Source organism: Staphylococcus aureus, from assembly GCF_001027105.1.
Classification (GTDB): Bacteria; Bacillota; Bacilli; order Staphylococcales; family Staphylococcaceae; genus Staphylococcus; species Staphylococcus aureus.
Map to the genome: position 1 here is coordinate 2,328,322 of NZ_CP011526.1, position 15,619 is coordinate 2,343,940.

General features: G+C 33.3%; 15 protein-coding genes. 4 read left to right on the top strand and 11 right to left on the bottom strand.

What is annotated here, in order from left to right; all coding sequences use genetic code 11:
- Positions 1-16: 16 nt before the first annotated feature.
- From AA076_RS11885 to hutU, 3 genes are all read right to left on the bottom strand, one after another.
- Positions 17-1,138: a M20 peptidase aminoacylase family protein gene (locus AA076_RS11885; protein ID WP_000523153.1), complete on the bottom strand. Its 1,122-nt coding sequence runs from the start codon at positions 1,136-1,138 to the stop codon at positions 17-19.
- A gap of 276 nt (positions 1,139-1,414) precedes the next feature.
- Positions 1,415-2,653 (bottom strand): imidazolonepropionase, encoded by a 1,239-nt coding sequence (gene hutI / locus AA076_RS11890; protein WP_000998767.1) that lies wholly within the window; start codon positions 2,651-2,653, stop codon positions 1,415-1,417.
- The gene (gene hutU / locus AA076_RS11895) at positions 2,653-4,314 is read right to left on the bottom strand and encodes a urocanate hydratase (protein WP_001226823.1); all 1,662 of its coding nucleotides are present in this window, start codon (positions 4,312-4,314) and stop codon (positions 2,653-2,655) included. The genes hutI and hutU overlap by 1 nt, the downstream gene beginning before the upstream one ends.
- 159 nt (positions 4,315-4,473) lie before the next feature.
- On the opposite strand from hutU, the gene AA076_RS11900 reads away from it, so the two are divergent.
- Both AA076_RS11900 and fosB read left to right on the top strand, forming a co-directional pair.
- Positions 4,474-5,358 carry a LysR family transcriptional regulator gene (locus AA076_RS11900; RefSeq protein ID WP_000691839.1) on the top strand — a complete coding sequence of 295 codons (885 nt, stop codon included), beginning with the start codon at positions 4,474-4,476 and terminating at the stop codon, positions 5,356-5,358.
- Between the two features lie 361 nt (positions 5,359-5,719).
- On the top strand, positions 5,720-6,139 hold the full coding sequence (gene fosB, locus AA076_RS11905) for a FosB/FosD family fosfomycin resistance bacillithiol transferase (RefSeq protein ID WP_000920239.1): 420 nt from the start codon (positions 5,720-5,722) through the stop codon (positions 6,137-6,139).
- Positions 6,140-6,394: 255 nt separating this feature from the next.
- Here fosB and hutG read toward each other — a convergent pair whose 3' ends face one another.
- On the bottom strand, positions 6,395-7,330 hold the full coding sequence (gene hutG / locus AA076_RS11910; RefSeq protein WP_000277968.1) for a formimidoylglutamase: 936 nt from the start codon (positions 7,328-7,330) through the stop codon (positions 6,395-6,397).
- 289 nt (positions 7,331-7,619) lie between these two features.
- Here hutG and sdpC point away from each other — a divergent pair, with 289 nt between their 5' ends.
- Complete coding sequence (sdpC, locus tag AA076_RS11915; RefSeq protein WP_000794442.1) at positions 7,620-8,879, top strand: lysostaphin resistance protein LyrA; 1,260 nt, start codon at positions 7,620-7,622, stop codon at positions 8,877-8,879.
- A gap of 65 nt (positions 8,880-8,944) precedes the next feature.
- Here the strand turns inward: sdpC and AA076_RS11920 are convergent, their stop codons facing one another.
- Positions 8,945-9,631 carry a ribose 5-phosphate isomerase A gene (locus tag AA076_RS11920; RefSeq protein ID WP_000655864.1) on the bottom strand — a complete coding sequence of 229 codons (687 nt, stop codon included), beginning with the start codon at positions 9,629-9,631 and terminating at the stop codon, positions 8,945-8,947.
- A 173-nt stretch (positions 9,632-9,804) separates the two neighbouring features.
- Between AA076_RS11920 and AA076_RS11925 the strand changes: the two genes are divergently transcribed.
- Positions 9,805-10,458: an MOSC domain-containing protein gene (locus AA076_RS11925; RefSeq protein ID WP_000623454.1), complete on the top strand. Its 654-nt coding sequence runs from the start codon at positions 9,805-9,807 to the stop codon at positions 10,456-10,458.
- Between the two features lie 235 nt (positions 10,459-10,693).
- Here AA076_RS11925 and AA076_RS11935 read toward each other — a convergent pair whose 3' ends face one another.
- From AA076_RS11935 to AA076_RS11955, 6 genes are all read right to left on the bottom strand, one after another.
- Positions 10,694-11,713: an aldose epimerase family protein gene (locus AA076_RS11935; protein ID WP_000634685.1), complete on the bottom strand. Its 1,020-nt coding sequence runs from the start codon at positions 11,711-11,713 to the stop codon at positions 10,694-10,696.
- A 29-nt stretch (positions 11,714-11,742) separates the two neighbouring features.
- Positions 11,743-12,069: a YnfA family protein gene (locus AA076_RS11940; protein ID WP_000966695.1), complete on the bottom strand. Its 327-nt coding sequence runs from the start codon at positions 12,067-12,069 to the stop codon at positions 11,743-11,745.
- Positions 12,070-12,117: 48 nt separating this feature from the next.
- Positions 12,118-12,303, bottom strand: a complete 186-nt coding sequence (locus AA076_RS15535) for a hypothetical protein (protein WP_001789152.1) — start codon at positions 12,301-12,303, stop codon at positions 12,118-12,120.
- Entirely contained in the window at positions 12,287-13,519 is a 1,233-nt protein-coding gene (locus AA076_RS11945) for an ABC transporter permease (RefSeq protein ID WP_000548707.1), read from the bottom strand. Before AA076_RS11945 ends, AA076_RS15535 begins: the two co-directional genes overlap by 17 nt.
- The gene (locus AA076_RS11950; protein ID WP_000524836.1) at positions 13,512-14,411 is read right to left on the bottom strand and encodes an ABC transporter ATP-binding protein; all 900 of its coding nucleotides are present in this window, start codon (positions 14,409-14,411) and stop codon (positions 13,512-13,514) included. Before AA076_RS11950 ends, AA076_RS11945 begins: the two co-directional genes overlap by 8 nt.
- 230 nt (positions 14,412-14,641) lie before the next feature.
- Positions 14,642-15,289 carry a DUF805 domain-containing protein gene (locus AA076_RS11955; protein WP_000436818.1) on the bottom strand — a complete coding sequence of 216 codons (648 nt, stop codon included), beginning with the start codon at positions 15,287-15,289 and terminating at the stop codon, positions 14,642-14,644.
- Positions 15,290-15,619: the final 330 nt, after the last annotated feature.

The window sequence follows — 15,619 nt, forward strand, 5'->3', positions numbered from 1 at the left end:
TAAAAACAAGCTCGAATTATTCATGCAATAGTCTCTTTACAAATTCAACAAAATACTCAGGTACTTTTTCCAGAATCCTTTCATCCGGTTTATATTGAGGATGATGTAAATCATATTCACTATGAGAACCAATTAACGCAAATACACTTGGAAAATGTTGACTATAACCTGAAAAATCTTCTCCAATCGTAAGCGGCTGTTCCATCATTCCCACCTTATATCCAACATGTTGGGCTACTGCAATTGCTTTATGCGTCAATGCCTCATCATTCATCACAGCGCCAGGTAAATGCGTATAATTTAAATTAATTTTCATATTATATGCTTGAGCCAATCCGTCCGCAATATCTTGTAATCGTGTTTCTACAAGCTTTCGTACCACAGGATCAAAACTACGCACTGTGCCTTGTACATACGCATGATCAGCAATGACATTCCAAGTATTACCACATGATATTTGTCCAATTGTTACTACCGCTTCATCAAACGCAGATAGATTTCTACTAACTATGGATTGAATACTATTAATCAATTGCGCCAACACAATAACTGGATCGTTGCATTGTTCTGGCTTTGCAGCATGACCACCCACGCCTTTAATATGAAACTCAAAACGATCTACTGCTGATGTAATTGCCCCTGTTTTGATTGCAAATGTACCTACCGAACGCGATGGGTCATTATGAAAACCCAATACTGCTTGTACATCTTTTAATGCATGTGTTTCAATAATTTTAAAAGCGCCATGTCCTAGTTCTTCTGCTGATTGAAAAATGAATTTAACACGCCCAGTAAGAGTGCCCTCAATTTCTTTTAATTTTACAGCTGTAGCCAAAATACTAGCCATGTGAATATCATGACCACACGCATGCATAACACCTTCATTTTCAGATTTAAAATCCTGTTCAACAAGCTCTTGAATCGGTAAAGCATCAATGTCAGCCCGAACAGCTATACAACTCAGACCTTGTCCCACTTCAGCAACAAGCCCAGTCGCAAGTGGTAAGTCTAATATTCTAATATGATGTTCTGTTAAAATATCTTTAATTTTTTGTGTAGTCTTAAATTCTTTATCGGATAGTTCTGGAAATTGATGAAAATACCTTCTCCAGGTAACAGCTTGATCTTTTAATCCCATCGGTCATTCCCCTTCCTTAAGTCAATGATATGTTGTCTACCCTACGATGATCATCTTTGACTATTAAACGATGATTTCACAACAATGTACTCTTGTTAATTGCTTTCGTTAATGATAGACAGTTGTTTAATAATATCGTAACACTGTTGTCAAACTATTCTAACTTTTATAATTGAGACTCTATACAAAAACGTGTTCTCGAATATACTTGTTTTTACAAACCACAAAAAGCTCTAAACATTAGTTTAAACCAATGCTTAGAGCTTTCTAATTATTTTATGCTTTAAAAGATACTGTGTTATCTACGATGACCTTACCGTCTTTAATAACTTTTTCTGCGTGATTGATACCAAAATGATATGGAATATATTCATGATTTGGTGCATCCCAAATTACTAAATTAGCCTTATCACCTGTGTTAATTGTACCCGCGTTAATGTCTATTGCTTTAGCAGCATTGACCGTAACAGCATTCCAAACTTCATTAGGTGATAGCTTTAATTTCAAGGCTGCAATCGCCATAACAAGTTGTAAGTTGTTTGTGACACTACTACCAGGGTTATAATCAGTTGCTAATGCAATCGCACCGTTATTGTCAAGCATGCCTCTTGCATCTGCATAATCTTCTTTACCTAAATAGAACGTCGTTGCAGGTAAGAGGACAGCTACAGTATCACTATTTCGCAACTTTTCTTTTCCTTTATCACTAGAAGCTACTAAGTGGTCTGCTGATATTGCTTGTTCATCAATTGCTAATTCCAGTCCGCCTAACGGATCAATTTCATCCGCATGTATTTTCACTTTAAAACCTGCTTCTTTGGCTTTTTGCATATAATGTTGCGATTGTTCTATTGTAAATACACCTGTTTCACAGAAAATATCCGCAAAGTCTGCATATTGTTTTACTTCCGGAAGTAACGCAATCATTTCTTCTAAAAATGCCTCATTTGAACTTGCCTCTTTAGGTACAGCATGAGGCCCTAGGAAAGTATGTTTCATGTCTAAATCATATTTCTCAGCTAAACGATTAGACACTTTCAATTGCTTCAGTTCATTTTCTCTATCTAATCCATAACCACTCTTACTTTCAACTGCAAGCACGCCGTGTTTAATCATAGTAAGCAAATCATGCTCTGCTTTTTTAAACAAGTCATCTTCGGATGTTTCTCTAGTAGCATTAACGGTAGATAATATGCCACCACCCATTTCTAATATTTCAAGGTAAGACTTACCTTGACGTTTTAATGACATCTCATGTTCTCGAGATCCACCAAATGTTAAATGGGTATGTGCATCTACTAATGCTGGGGACACTACCTTCCCACTAGCATCAATCGTCTCAGTCGCATCGTAGTCATCTGTATGTGTTCCAGCATATACAATTTTGCCATCTTTAATGACAACTGTACCATTTTTCACAACATTTAATTCATCTAATTCCTTACCCTTCAAAGGTTTATCTGTTGATCTCGGTAAAATTAATTCTGCTATATGATTAATTATTAAATCATTCATTACTTATCACCTGCTTTATCAATCATTGGAATATGAATACCTTTTTCTTTAGCTGTTTGAATAGCGATGTCATAGCCAGCATCAACATGTCGGGCAACACCCATACCTGGGTCAGTCGTCAATACACGTTCCAATCTTCTTTCAGCACGCTCTGATCCATCTGCTACAACAACCATACCCGCATGAAGTGAATATCCCATGCCAACACCGCCACCGTGATGGAATGAAATCCATGAACCACCTGCAGCTGTGTTAATGAGTGCATTCAATACAGCCCAATCACCAACCGCGTCACTACCATCTTTCATACTTTCTGTTTCACGGTTAGGACTAGCAACTGAACCAGCATCTAAATGGTCTCGTCCAATAACAATTGGTGCTGAAATTTCACCGTCACGTACAAGACGATTTAAAGCTAAGCCCATTTTCGCTCTTTCTCCATAGCCTAACCAAGCAATACGTGATGGTAGTCCTTGATATGAAATTTTTTCTTCAGCTAAATCAAGCCATCTTAATAACTTTTCATTTTCTGGGAAAAGTTTGCGCATTTCTTCATCCGCACGCTCGATATCTTTTGGATCACCACTCAACGCAGCAAAGCGGAATGGCCCTTTACCTTCACAGAATAATGGTCTAATGTAAGCTGGTACAAAGCCTGGGAAGTCAAAAGCATTTTTCACTCCGTTATTGAAGGCTACTTGACGAATATTGTTACCATAATCAAATGCTACAGCGCCACGTTTTTGGAATTCAAGCATTAATTCAACATGCTTTGCCATTGAAGCTTGTGACAGTTCAACATATTTTTTCGGATCTTTTTCACGCAATACTTTCGCTTCTTCTACAGAGTATCCTTGTGGCACATATCCATTTAGCGGATCATGTGCACTTGTTTGGTCAGTAATAATGTCAATTTTAAATCCTTTTTCTAGAATCGCTTGATGGATGTCTACAGCATTTCCAACTAACCCGATTGATAATCCTTCTCCACGTTCTTTCGCCTCTTCTGCTAATTTTAATGCTTCATCTAAATCAGCTGTTTTAACATCACAGTATTTCGTATCAATTCGCTTATCAACACGTGTTTCATCAACATCCACGCAAATTGCTACCCCATGATTCATAGTAATTGCTAACGGTTGCGCACCACCCATACCACCTAAACCTGCTGTCAGTGTAACAGTGCCTGCTAAATCTCCATTAAAGTGTTGATTACCTAGCTCGGCAAATGTCTCATAAGTACCTTGCACAATACCTTGAGAACCAATATATATCCAACTACCGGCTGTCATCTGTCCATACATGATTAAACCTTTTTTATCTAATTCATTAAAATGATCCCAGTTTGCCCATTCAGGCACTAATACTGAATTTGAAATTAATACACGTGGCGCTTCTTCATGTGTTTTAAATACAGCAACTGGCTTTCCTGATTGTACTAACATTGTCTCATCTGATTCTAATTCTCGTAACGTTTTCTCTATTGCTTCAAAAGCTTCCCAATTACGTGCTGCTTTTCCAATACCACCATAAACAACTAAATCTTCTGGTCTTTCAGCAACTTCTGGGTCTAAATTGTTGTATAACATTCTAAGTACTGCTTCTTGTTCCCAACCTTTACACTCAATACTCAAACCTTTTTTTGCTTGAATTTTTCTCATAAAATTCGCTCCTGTTCTTTTAAGAAGTTAATTCCACTAAATTTAAAACGCTTACATTATTATCTTCAATATTCATTATAGTATGTTAAAATATAGCCAACAAATATAAATAAACTAATTATCCATAGCTTGAATCTATAAATAAAAGGAGCAAAACACATGAAAATTATTCAGTTAGAATACTTCTTGGCTATCGTGAAATATAATAGTTTTACTAAAGCTGCACAATTTTTACATATTAGCCAGCCATCTTTAACTGCTACGATTAAAAAAATGGAAGCAGATTTAGGTTATGACTTATTTACACGTTCAACAAAAGACATCAAGATTACCGAAAAAGGAATACAGTTTTATCGTTATGCGAGCGAATTAGTTCAACAATATCGATCCACGATGGAAAAAATGTATGATTTAAGCGTTACATCAGAACCAAGGATAAAAATTGGGACTCTTGAATCTACGAATCAATGGATTGCGAATTTAATTCGAAAGCACCATTCCGACTACCCTGAACAGCAATATCGTTTATATGAAATACATGATAAACATCAATCTATAGAGCAATTACTGAATTTTAATATTCATTTAGCTATAACAAATGAAAAAATAACCCACGAAGATATAAGATCCATTCCTTTATATGAGGAATCTTACATTTTATTAGCACCCAAGGAAACATTTAAAAATCAAAATTGGGTAGATGTTGAAAATTTGCCACTCATATTACCAAACAAAAATTCTCAAGTGCGCAAACACTTAGATGACTATTTTAATAGAAGAAATATTCGTCCAAATGTCGTTGTAGAAACAGATCGATTCGAATCAGCAGTTGGATTTGTTCATCTCGGCTTAGGTTACGCTATCATTCCGAGATTTTATTACCAATCATTTCACACGTCTAATTTAGAATATAAAAAAATTCGTCCAAACTTAGGCCGAAAAATTTATATCAATTACCATAAAAAACGCAAACACTCCGAACAAGTACATACATTCGTACAACAATGCCAAGATTATTTATATGGACTTTTAGAGGCTCTTTAACTTAAGTTATTAGAGCCTCTTATGCAGTTGCTCAGTCAACTGTATACCTTTTGCCTTTAACTTAAGTTATTAGAGCCTCTTATGCAGTTGCGTAGTCAACTGTATACCTTTTTCCTTTAACTTAAGTTATTAGAGCCTCTTATGCAGTTGCTCAGTCAACTGTATACCTTTTGCCTTTAACTTAAGTTATTAGTGCCTCTTATGTAGTTGCGTAGTCAACTGTATACCTTTTGCCTTTAACTTAAGTTATTAGAGCCTCTTATGCAGTTGCGCAGGTCATCGTATAAAAATTAATGACGTCATTTCAAAAATCGATACAAAAATAATTTATTATAAAAATTCTAAGAAAGAAGTGAAGCAGATGTTAAAATCTATTAATCATATATGCTTTTCAGTCAGAAATTTAAACGATTCAATACATTTTTATAGAGATATTTTACTTGGGAAATTGCTATTGACTGGTAAAAAAACTGCTTATTTTGAGCTTGCAGGCCTATGGATTGCTTTAAATGAAGAAAAAGATATACCACGTAATGAAATTCACTTTTCATATACACATATAGCTTTCACTATAGATGACAGCGAATTTAAATATTGGCATCAGAGGTTAAAAGATAATAACGTGAATATTTTAGAAGGAAGAGTTAGAGATATTAGAGATAGACAATCAATTTACTTTACCGACCCTGATGGTCATAAGCTAGAATTACATACTGGCACACTTGAGAACAGATTAAATTATTATAAAGAGGCTAAACCACATATGACATTTTACAAATAAGGTGTCATTATAAAAAGGCCTCTTGAACTCCGTTAAAATTTTAATTAATTATTATATAATAAGAGAACTTTTCAAACAATACAGTTGTTATTTTTGCTATTTCAACAAACATAAATAAGCAGTAAGATGACTACAACTTAAGAGTCTTCTTACTGCAATTATTTTTCAAATATATCAACGTTAATATAACTTCTATTAAGAAATACTCACATTCTGCCCTGCAATGCAAATCTCGTCACATATAAATATTTTTAATTATTTTAAAAAATGATGCACTAAATTAGCAACGAGCTTAGCAGTTCTATTGTCAGCGTCATATGTTGGATTCATCTCAGCAATACTAACTGAAGACACCTTATCACTTGGAATAATACGTTTTGCTAATTCAAGAACAGTATGTGGATACAAACCTAACACTGCCGGCGCACTTACCCCAGGCGCAAACGCACTATCAATGACATCCATACAAATCGTAAACATAATGACATCATGTTCATGTACAAAACGTTCAATCATATCTTTAATTGTTGGTGATACGTGACTCAATAATTCATCTGCAAAGACATAATCAATCTTTTTCTCTTTAGCATAATCAAATAAACTTTGCGTATTACCACCTTGAGCAATACCAAGCACTAAATAATCTGTGTTTTCATCTTCTTCTAAAATTTGTCTAAAGCTCGTTCCAGATGTAGATTGTTGTTCAGCACGTGTATCAAAATGCGCATCAATATTTATCACACCAATAGATTGTGTTGGATAGACTTTACGTGTTGCTAAATATTGAGCATACGCAATATCATGTCCACCACCTAATAAAAATGTTTGTCTATGATTAGCAATTGACTTCGCTGCAAGCATAGCAAATTCTTTTTGAGTATCAATTAATTCCTCATGATCATGATAAACATTTCCGTAATCGACTAAAGTTTCACATTGATTCAAATCCGGCAAACCTGCAAATGCTTGTTTAATCGCATCTGGTCCTTCTTTTGCACCAATGCGCCCCTTGTTTAAAGCAACACCTTTGTCAACAGCATAGCCTAATATACCGACCCCTGATGGCATACTACTCTTTTCCAGCTTAGACAAATCTTCAAATGTTACTGTTTGAAAATGTCTAAATTTTTTCGGGTCTGTTTCACTATCTAACCTTCCAGTCCATAAATTTGGTTCACCTTGCTTGTACACAGCATTTCCCCCTCTTATTTATGTGGCTTATTAACAATTAAAGTATAACGTATAGGAAATTTTGAATTCAATTCATAGTTAAATCCGTATCTTAAAAATACTTATCTACATTACTTTTACCCCTATTTTCTATGTAATAACGAATACTTAGCTGATTTATGTTAATAAAATACGTCAAGACTATTACATTTTCATTAATATTGACATAGACAATTTATCTCTCGGCTTGTAATATGTATAATTGTTACTAAAAGATATTTTGCTTGTTACCTAATGGAGGTTACATATAATGAAGAACAATAAAATTTCTGGTTTTCAATGGGCAATGACGATTTTCGTCTTCTTTGTCATTACAATGGCGTTATCCATTATGCTCAGAGATTTCCAGTCTATAATTGGTGTCAAACACTTTATATTTGAAGTTACAGATCTAGCACCATTAATTGCTGCAATCATTTGTATACTCGTTTTCAAATATAAAAAGGTCCAACTTGCAGGTTTAAAATTCTCAATCAGCCTGAAAGTAATTGAACGTCTATTGCTAGCTTTAATTTTACCTTTAATTATTCTAATTATTGGTATGTACAGCTTTAATACATTTGCAGATAGCTTTATTTTATTACAATCAACAGGCTTATCAGTACCTATTACACACATTCTGATTGGACATATTCTGATGGCGTTCGTAGTAGAATTCGGATTCCGTTCATACTTACAAAATATTGTTGAAACGAAAATGAACACGTTCTTTGCAAGTATTGTTGTTGGTTTGATGTATTCAGTTTTCTCAGCAAATACAACTTATGGTACAGAATTTGCTGCTTATAACTTCCTTTATACATTCTCATTCTCTATGATTCTTGGTGAATTAATTAGAGCGACTAAAGGACGTACAATTTATATTGCAACGACATTCCATGCTTCAATGACATTCGGACTTATTTTCTTGTTTAGCGAAGAAATCGGCGATCTATTTTCAATCAAAGTCATCGCCATTTCAACAGCAATCGTTGCAGTAGGATACATTGGTTTAAGCTTAATTATCCGAGGTATTGCATATTTAACAACAAGACGAAACCTTGAAGAACTTGAGCCTAATAATTATTTAGACCATGTCAATGACGATGAAGAAACTAATCATACTGAGGCTGAAAAATCTTCTTCAAATATTAAAGATGCTGAAAAAACAGGTGTAGCTACTGCATCAACGGTTGGTGTTGCTAAAAATGATACTGAAAATACAGTGGCTGACGAACCAAGCATTCATGAAGGTACTGAAAAAACAGAACCTCAACATCACATAGGTAATCAAACTGAATCTAATCATGATGAAGATCATGACATCACTTCGGAGTCAGTAGAATCAGCAGAATCAGTTAAACAAGCACCACAAAGTGACGATTTAACAAACGATTCAAATGAAGATGAAATAGAGCAATCATTAAAAGAACCTGCGACTTATAAAGAAGACAGACGTTCATCAGTTGTAATTGATGCAGAAAAACATATCGAAAAAACTGAAGAACAATCTTCAGATAAAAACAAATAATAACAAAGCGCTTGCTAGTACCTCTTAAAAAGATGATGCTAGCAAGCGCTTTTCTATACTATATATTATTTTTCTAAAATTTTAACACCCTCTTGAGTGCCTACAATAACTTGATCTGCCATATCTAAGAAGTATCCTGTCTCAAACACACCTGTCAGATGAATTAAATACTCATGGAACTTATATGGGTCAATTCCTTTTGGTAACTTACAATCTAAAATATAATTGCCATTATCAGTTATAAATGCGACATCTTCGTTTACACGACGTTCTACTTTTATATCAGCGTATGATTCAATTTTACGTAATATGTGATACCAGTTAAATTTATCCACCTCTACTGGTAACTTAAACGTCTCACCTAAGTATTGAACTATTTTCGTTTCATCGACAACCACAACAAAACGCGATGCCATTTCATCTATAACTTTCTCTCTGAACAGCGCACCACCGCCACCTTTAATTATATTTAAAGATGGATCTACTTCATCAGCACCATCAATTGCTAAGTCGATATGATCAACATCATTGATTTCACATATTTTAATACCTAATTCTTTTGCTAAAAATGCAATTTTATTAGAAGTGCATACACCTGTAATATTGTAACCACGTTCTTTAATTAGTTGCGCCATTTGAGGTAAGAGTAATTCCATTGTACTTCCTGTACCAATTCCCAGCGTCATGTCACCATTGATTTGACTTAAAACATCATTTAATGTCATTAACTTGAGTGCTTTGACATCTTTCATGAAGGTAGCCTCCCATATTTATGTAATCTATTCAATTCATATTTTACATGACTCGTATAAATTAACATACCCTTATTTCTAACATTTTTTTAAACATATCAATCAGAATTTACAATTCTAAAAATGTTTTATAGTACAATATATTTTAAATAATACTCGTTAAGGAGAATGATATGATATCAATTCACGCAATTTCGACAGGAAAAATCCAAGATTTGCCTTATAGCTCGAAAAGACCGATGCGCTCTGCTTTAGATAAAACTAAGATTTCACAAACAACATGGTTATCTTCAACTGGTTTCACTGGTGATGAACAGGCTTATAAAGATCATGGTGGACCACATAAAGCAGTTTGTGGGTTTAGTAAGCATAATTATGCACTGTATCAAGATGATTTACCTACACTACCTACTCATGCGATGTTTGGAGAGAATTTAACATTTGATTATTTAGACGAATCTGATGTTTACTTTGGTAATCAATATCGTTTAGGTGAAGCGTTAATTGAGGTTTCTGAAATTAGAGAACCATACTGGAAAATTCAAGCAAAATATAATATTCCTGATTTAGTGAAGCGCATGTCTACATCTGGTAAAACAGGTTTCTATTTCCGGGTATTAAAACAAGGCTATGTATCTCCAAATGATCAGCTTTACTTAATACAAGAAGCACCAATCGAACATCGTTTATCTGTACAACAGCTTAATGACCTTTATTATAATGATAGACAAAATCAAGATATGTTACGATATGCACTAAACAATCCATTTCTGTCACCAACAAGACGCGATAAACTTCAAAAAATGTATAACAGAACATTGAAATAATTACCTTTCATTATAAGTGTTAAATGAACTTTTCAAAACAAAAAGGAATCAACTTACACATCGTTTGTATAATAGTCTTATCTATAACCACTGATGCTATTGATTCCTTTTTTATGTTATATATTTTCTTTATTTCAAACTGTATATTAATGATGTCACTTCATTTGATACGATTCTTGATAACCTATTCAAAATTCCGCCAAATAACATAAATATTATATAAATGCCGATACTTTTAATCATTTTCTACTTTTTCTTCGATACGGAAACTTGTTTTCGAATTGAACACTTCACCAGCTTTTAAAATTGACGGTGCTTTTTCACCATATAAATTAATATCATTTGGTAAAAATTGTGTTTCTAATGTAAAGCCAGAATGTGGTTTATAAATATTAAATGGACTATCCCACTCATCAGGCTGGTTAAAAGTAAAGAACACAACATGAGGCATATCTGTATCGACCTCTAACATAAATTCATGATTTTCAACATACATTTTATGTTCACCAACTGTAAATGGGTGATCGAGACCACCAAAACGTGTCATTTGTTGGCTTAATTGCGCATGTTGTGATGTAAAAATATCACTCAATTTTATCTTGTTATCTTCAAACACTTCATGTAAATCTAGAATATCACCTGTAACAATATTTCGCTCATCTAATACATACATATCTAATTGATTACTTGAAATGCGATGATTATCAACGACATTATTATCTCGATTCAAATTGAAGTACACATGATTCGTAGGACTAAACAATGTGTCTTCTGATGCAACTGCTTCGTATTCAATCGACCATTGGTGATCCGCATCATAAATATGTGTAATCGTCACATCGATATCACCCGGGAAATGATCATCAGCTGATTTCAACACCGTCTTAAATATAACTTTAATTTGAGCAATTTCATTTCTAATTTCATAATCAAATAACTTATTGTCCAAACCATGACATCCACCATGTAAATGATGTTCACCGTTGTTTTTTTCTAACTGATATTCTTTACCTTTCAACTTAAATTTAGCATTATCAATTCTACCGCTATATCTTCCTATAGAAGCACCAAATTTAAAAGGATTACTATGATAAAATTCATCCGCTTCAACAACATTTCCAAGAACAATATTATTATCATGATATTTCCAAGACACTACTCTTGCTCCATAATTCGTAAAAATAATTTTAGTTTCATCATTATCAATTTTGATTAAATCTACACCTTGTCTTTGGTGCTCAACTTCAACTATCATTTTTACTTCTCCCTTCTAACCACAAGTGTTCAAGCTCTGCTGGGTAGCAACATTACTAAAACACCTACAATACAAATGATTGCACCGATAACATCATATTTATCTGGCATTTGTTTATCTACGACCATCGCAAAAATCAAACTCATGATGATAAATACGCCACCATATGCTGCATATACTCTTCCGAATGATGGAAATGATTGAAATGTCGCAATGACACCATATAACATGAGTATCGCACCGCCTATTAGCCCAACAAGTGAAGACTGTCCTTCCCTAAGCCACAGCCAAATCAGGTATCCCCCACCTATTTCACATAAGCCAGCTAATATAAATATAAAAATCGGATATAACATGAAATCACTCCATCACACATTTGCTATCAATAATCTATCGGCTACATATCATTTGTTTACATTTCTTCTTACTTCACATTCCCATTTTAAAAAGTTCGTTTTCACATTCATATTGTACACTTTTTTAGACATTATTCTATAGCTAAATATAAAAAAATAAGAGTAACACGCTTTCATCATCATTTTATATGATAAATGTGTGTCACTCTCATCAATTTTATTTTTTAAATACACGTTTCATTGAATTAAATAAGCCACGTTCAAATGTAAGTACTGAATCTTTATATGTTTTAATTGCAATCCATATCAAGACAGCTACCATTACAATTGAGATTAAAGAACTTAAGATGACCTCATATATTTGAAGCCCTGAAGTTTGAGCGCGTACAACTAATTGAAATGGCGCTAAAAACGGAATATAACTTGTGATTAAAGCAAGTTGTCCATCAGGATTATTTATCGTGAATATCGCGATATAAAATGCAATCATACCAAGTAATGTCAGTGGCATCAAAGATTGATTTAAATCTTCTATTCTAGATGTTAATGATCCGAGGATGGCTGCAAGTAATACATACGCCGTAATTCCAACAATACTACTTATAATTCCGACAATAATAATTTGCCAAGACAATTGATTCATTTCCACGTTAAAACCTTGTAGCAAGTCTTTTAAGTCAAAGGCAAAAATGCATATAACTGCCATCAATACAATTAAAATAATCTGAGTCACGGCAACTGCTATAACGCCTAAAATTTTAGCAAAAATATGTTGGATTGGTGAAATACTTGTAATAATCATTTCAATGACACGCGATGTTTTCTCACTAGCAATTTCCATAGCTATTTGAGATGCATAATTTAAAACAATGAAGAACATTAGAAAGATAATGCCATAAGCTAAAGCATAGTTGAAAATCTTTTGTCCTTCTGATACTTTATCGACTTCATCATTAGAAATCACCTTATTATCAACTTTACTTTGTGCTTGTAATTTTTGTAAGTCTTCTTTGTTGATATTTAATTCCCCGGCTACCATATTTGTTTGAATAGCTGTAAGCAGTGCTTGTACTTTTTGTGAATCTTCATGACTTACTCGCTTCTCACTAATGATTGTCCCTTGTAACGTGCGATTTTGATTCACCTTGATAATATAAGCTTTATCAAGTTTATGTTTTTTTACTTCTTTTTCAGCATCTTCTATAGAAACTTTAGTAAACTTAGCATCACTATGAAATGTATTCGCCTGTTGCTTGAAAACCTTATAGATTTGTTCATTCGGTGCTGCTACACCAATTTTATCTGGACCATCATCAAACATGTTAATAATCTTATCAATGTTAGATAGGCCAATCATTAAGGCAGCAATAATAATCATAAAAATTACAAATGATTTAGCTTTAATTTTTTTGATATATGTCAAAGTAAATGTCGCCCAAAACTTATGCATCCTTGCCACCAACCTTCTCAATGAATATATCTTGTAATGATGGTTCTACAACTTGGAATCGTTTAACATAACCTTGATGTGCCACAACTTGATAAATATCTTTGGCTACGTCTTCATTCTCAATCGTCAACTGAAGACCTTGCTTCATGTTTTCACTATGAATGATGCCTCTAATGTTTGTTAAATCTGGTAGTGTTGTTTCTGATTCAATGACAACTTTCTTGTTACCATTAGATGCACGTACATGATTGATATCACCAGAAACAACAAGTTGACCTTTATCTAAAATACAAACATCATCACATAATTCTTCAACATGCTCCATACGGTGAGAACTATAAACGATTGTACTGCCCCAATCATTTAAGTCTTTAACTGCTTCTTTTAATAACTCAACATTAACTGGGTCTAGACCACTGAAAGGCTCATCTAATATTAGTAATTCTGGTTTATGTAACATACTTGCTAACAGCTGAATTTTTTGTTGATTCCCTTTTGATAGACTATCAATTCGTTTTTTGCGGTTTTCAGTAATATCAAAACGCTCAAGCCAATACGATATTTGCTGTTGTATTTCTGTTTTTGACATTCCCTTTAAAGTTGCCAAATATTTCAATTCTTCTTCAACTGTCAATTTCCCATGTAAACCGCGTTCTTCCGGTAAATAACCAATACGATTGTACATTGTTTTATCTAGTTTTTTACCGTTATACGTAATGTGTCCTTCAGTTGGTTCACTTAAGCCTAAAATCATACGAAATGTCGTTGTTTTACCTGCACCATTTCTTCCTAGAAAACCTAACATTTTACCTGATTCTAACTTTAATGAAATATCATTTACTGCCGTCATCTTGCCAAAACGTTTCGTAACATGTTCAATTACAAGTCCCATACTTTGCCTCCTAAAAAAATATGTATTTATCTTAATATAACATTTCCATTCTCTATAAATGCAATATTTTTAAAATGAATTTATTTTTAAAATTTCTGAAATTGAAAAATTTAAATAGTGCCATTTTTGCATGTTAAGTATCATTAGCACTAGATATGTTTTTTCCATGCCTTTATTGCCTTATTTGTAAAAAAATATCCCAGCATCATTGTGCCGAGATATTTATATCATTACAATTGATTATCTGTTTCTTCCGGTGTTTTCGGTGTTTCAGATGTACACGCTTTTTCCGGTGTTTCAGATGTCACTGGTTGATTTTTAATTGTAGACGGGTATTTTGGGCTTTCGCCATATTTATTTGCCGGCTTACTGTCAAAGCATAGGAATACTATCATAACAATTGTTAGGCCTAAATAAACAAAATAAAGAAGTACTAACAAAATATTAAGACCCATCGGCATTAATGTAAAATCACTGTCATAATAACTATCGATAATCTGTAATACTATATAAAATATAATACTGAATACTGTCATAATCATTGGAAATAACATTGTTCTTGATATATCGTGAAATCTTCGAACGCACAACGCTAAATTTGGAATAAACGTTGCCAAACTATAGACAAAAGTATACACAGATGTAAGGATAATCATCAATATACTCATAACTATTAATGTTTCGTTATCCGCCGCTATAGAAATAAAGAATAGAAATAGGTTTATTATTAGCACACACACAGCTGGAACCATAAGTATCAAATGCCATAGTGCCATATACCAATATTCACTACGTCTTGATCTCCCCTTAAAATTTACATAATTTTTCCAAAATAAAACGAATGATTTCATAAAACCTACTTGAGGTAATTGTTCCATTGTAATCTCCCTTTCGTTAATCATATTTATATTTTTAATTATTGTTACCGTTATAATTTACAAGATTCATTATCAAGCCACTTCATTTCAATCGTCAATCACTTTGGAAAATGAACTTTATATTTCATCACTAGTAAAATGAAAACCCGCTACAAGTACACATCTATATGGAGACTCATTTGAAAGTCAACGCTTCGTTAACTATACTAAAAATATGTCATACTGCAATGTTCACGTTTAAAAGAGTCTCAATCTATGCAAATAAAATATTCCATAACAAAGTATATACTTTACATTTTTATAATTCTTAACAATACTATTTTATCAAAC

Coding starts and splice junctions, on each gene's coding strand:
- AA076_RS11885 (WP_000523153.1), bottom strand. CDS start 1,138: ATGGGATTAAAAGATCAAGCTGTTACCTGGAGAAGGTATTTTCATCAA.
- hutI (WP_000998767.1), bottom strand. CDS start 2,653: ATGAATGATTTAATAATTAATCATATAGCAGAATTAATTTTACCGAGA.
- hutU (WP_001226823.1), bottom strand. CDS start 4,314: ATGAGAAAAATTCAAGCAAAAAAAGGTTTGAGTATTGAGTGTAAAGGT.
- AA076_RS11900 (WP_000691839.1), top strand. CDS start 4,474: ATGAAAATTATTCAGTTAGAATACTTCTTGGCTATCGTGAAATATAAT.
- fosB (WP_000920239.1), top strand. CDS start 5,720: ATGTTAAAATCTATTAATCATATATGCTTTTCAGTCAGAAATTTAAAC.
- sdpC (WP_000794442.1), top strand. CDS start 7,620: ATGAAGAACAATAAAATTTCTGGTTTTCAATGGGCAATGACGATTTTC.
- AA076_RS11920 (WP_000655864.1), bottom strand. CDS start 9,631: ATGAAAGATGTCAAAGCACTCAAGTTAATGACATTAAATGATGTTTTA.
- AA076_RS11925 (WP_000623454.1), top strand. CDS start 9,805: ATGATATCAATTCACGCAATTTCGACAGGAAAAATCCAAGATTTGCCT.
- AA076_RS11935 (WP_000634685.1), bottom strand. CDS start 11,713: ATGATAGTTGAAGTTGAGCACCAAAGACAAGGTGTAGATTTAATCAAA.
- AA076_RS11940 (WP_000966695.1), bottom strand. CDS start 12,069: ATGTTATATCCGATTTTTATATTTATATTAGCTGGCTTATGTGAAATA.
- AA076_RS11945 (WP_000548707.1), bottom strand. CDS start 13,519: ATGCATAAGTTTTGGGCGACATTTACTTTGACATATATCAAAAAAATT.
- AA076_RS11950 (WP_000524836.1), bottom strand. CDS start 14,411: ATGGGACTTGTAATTGAACATGTTACGAAACGTTTTGGCAAGATGACG.
- AA076_RS11955 (WP_000436818.1), bottom strand. CDS start 15,289: ATGGAACAATTACCTCAAGTAGGTTTTATGAAATCATTCGTTTTATTT.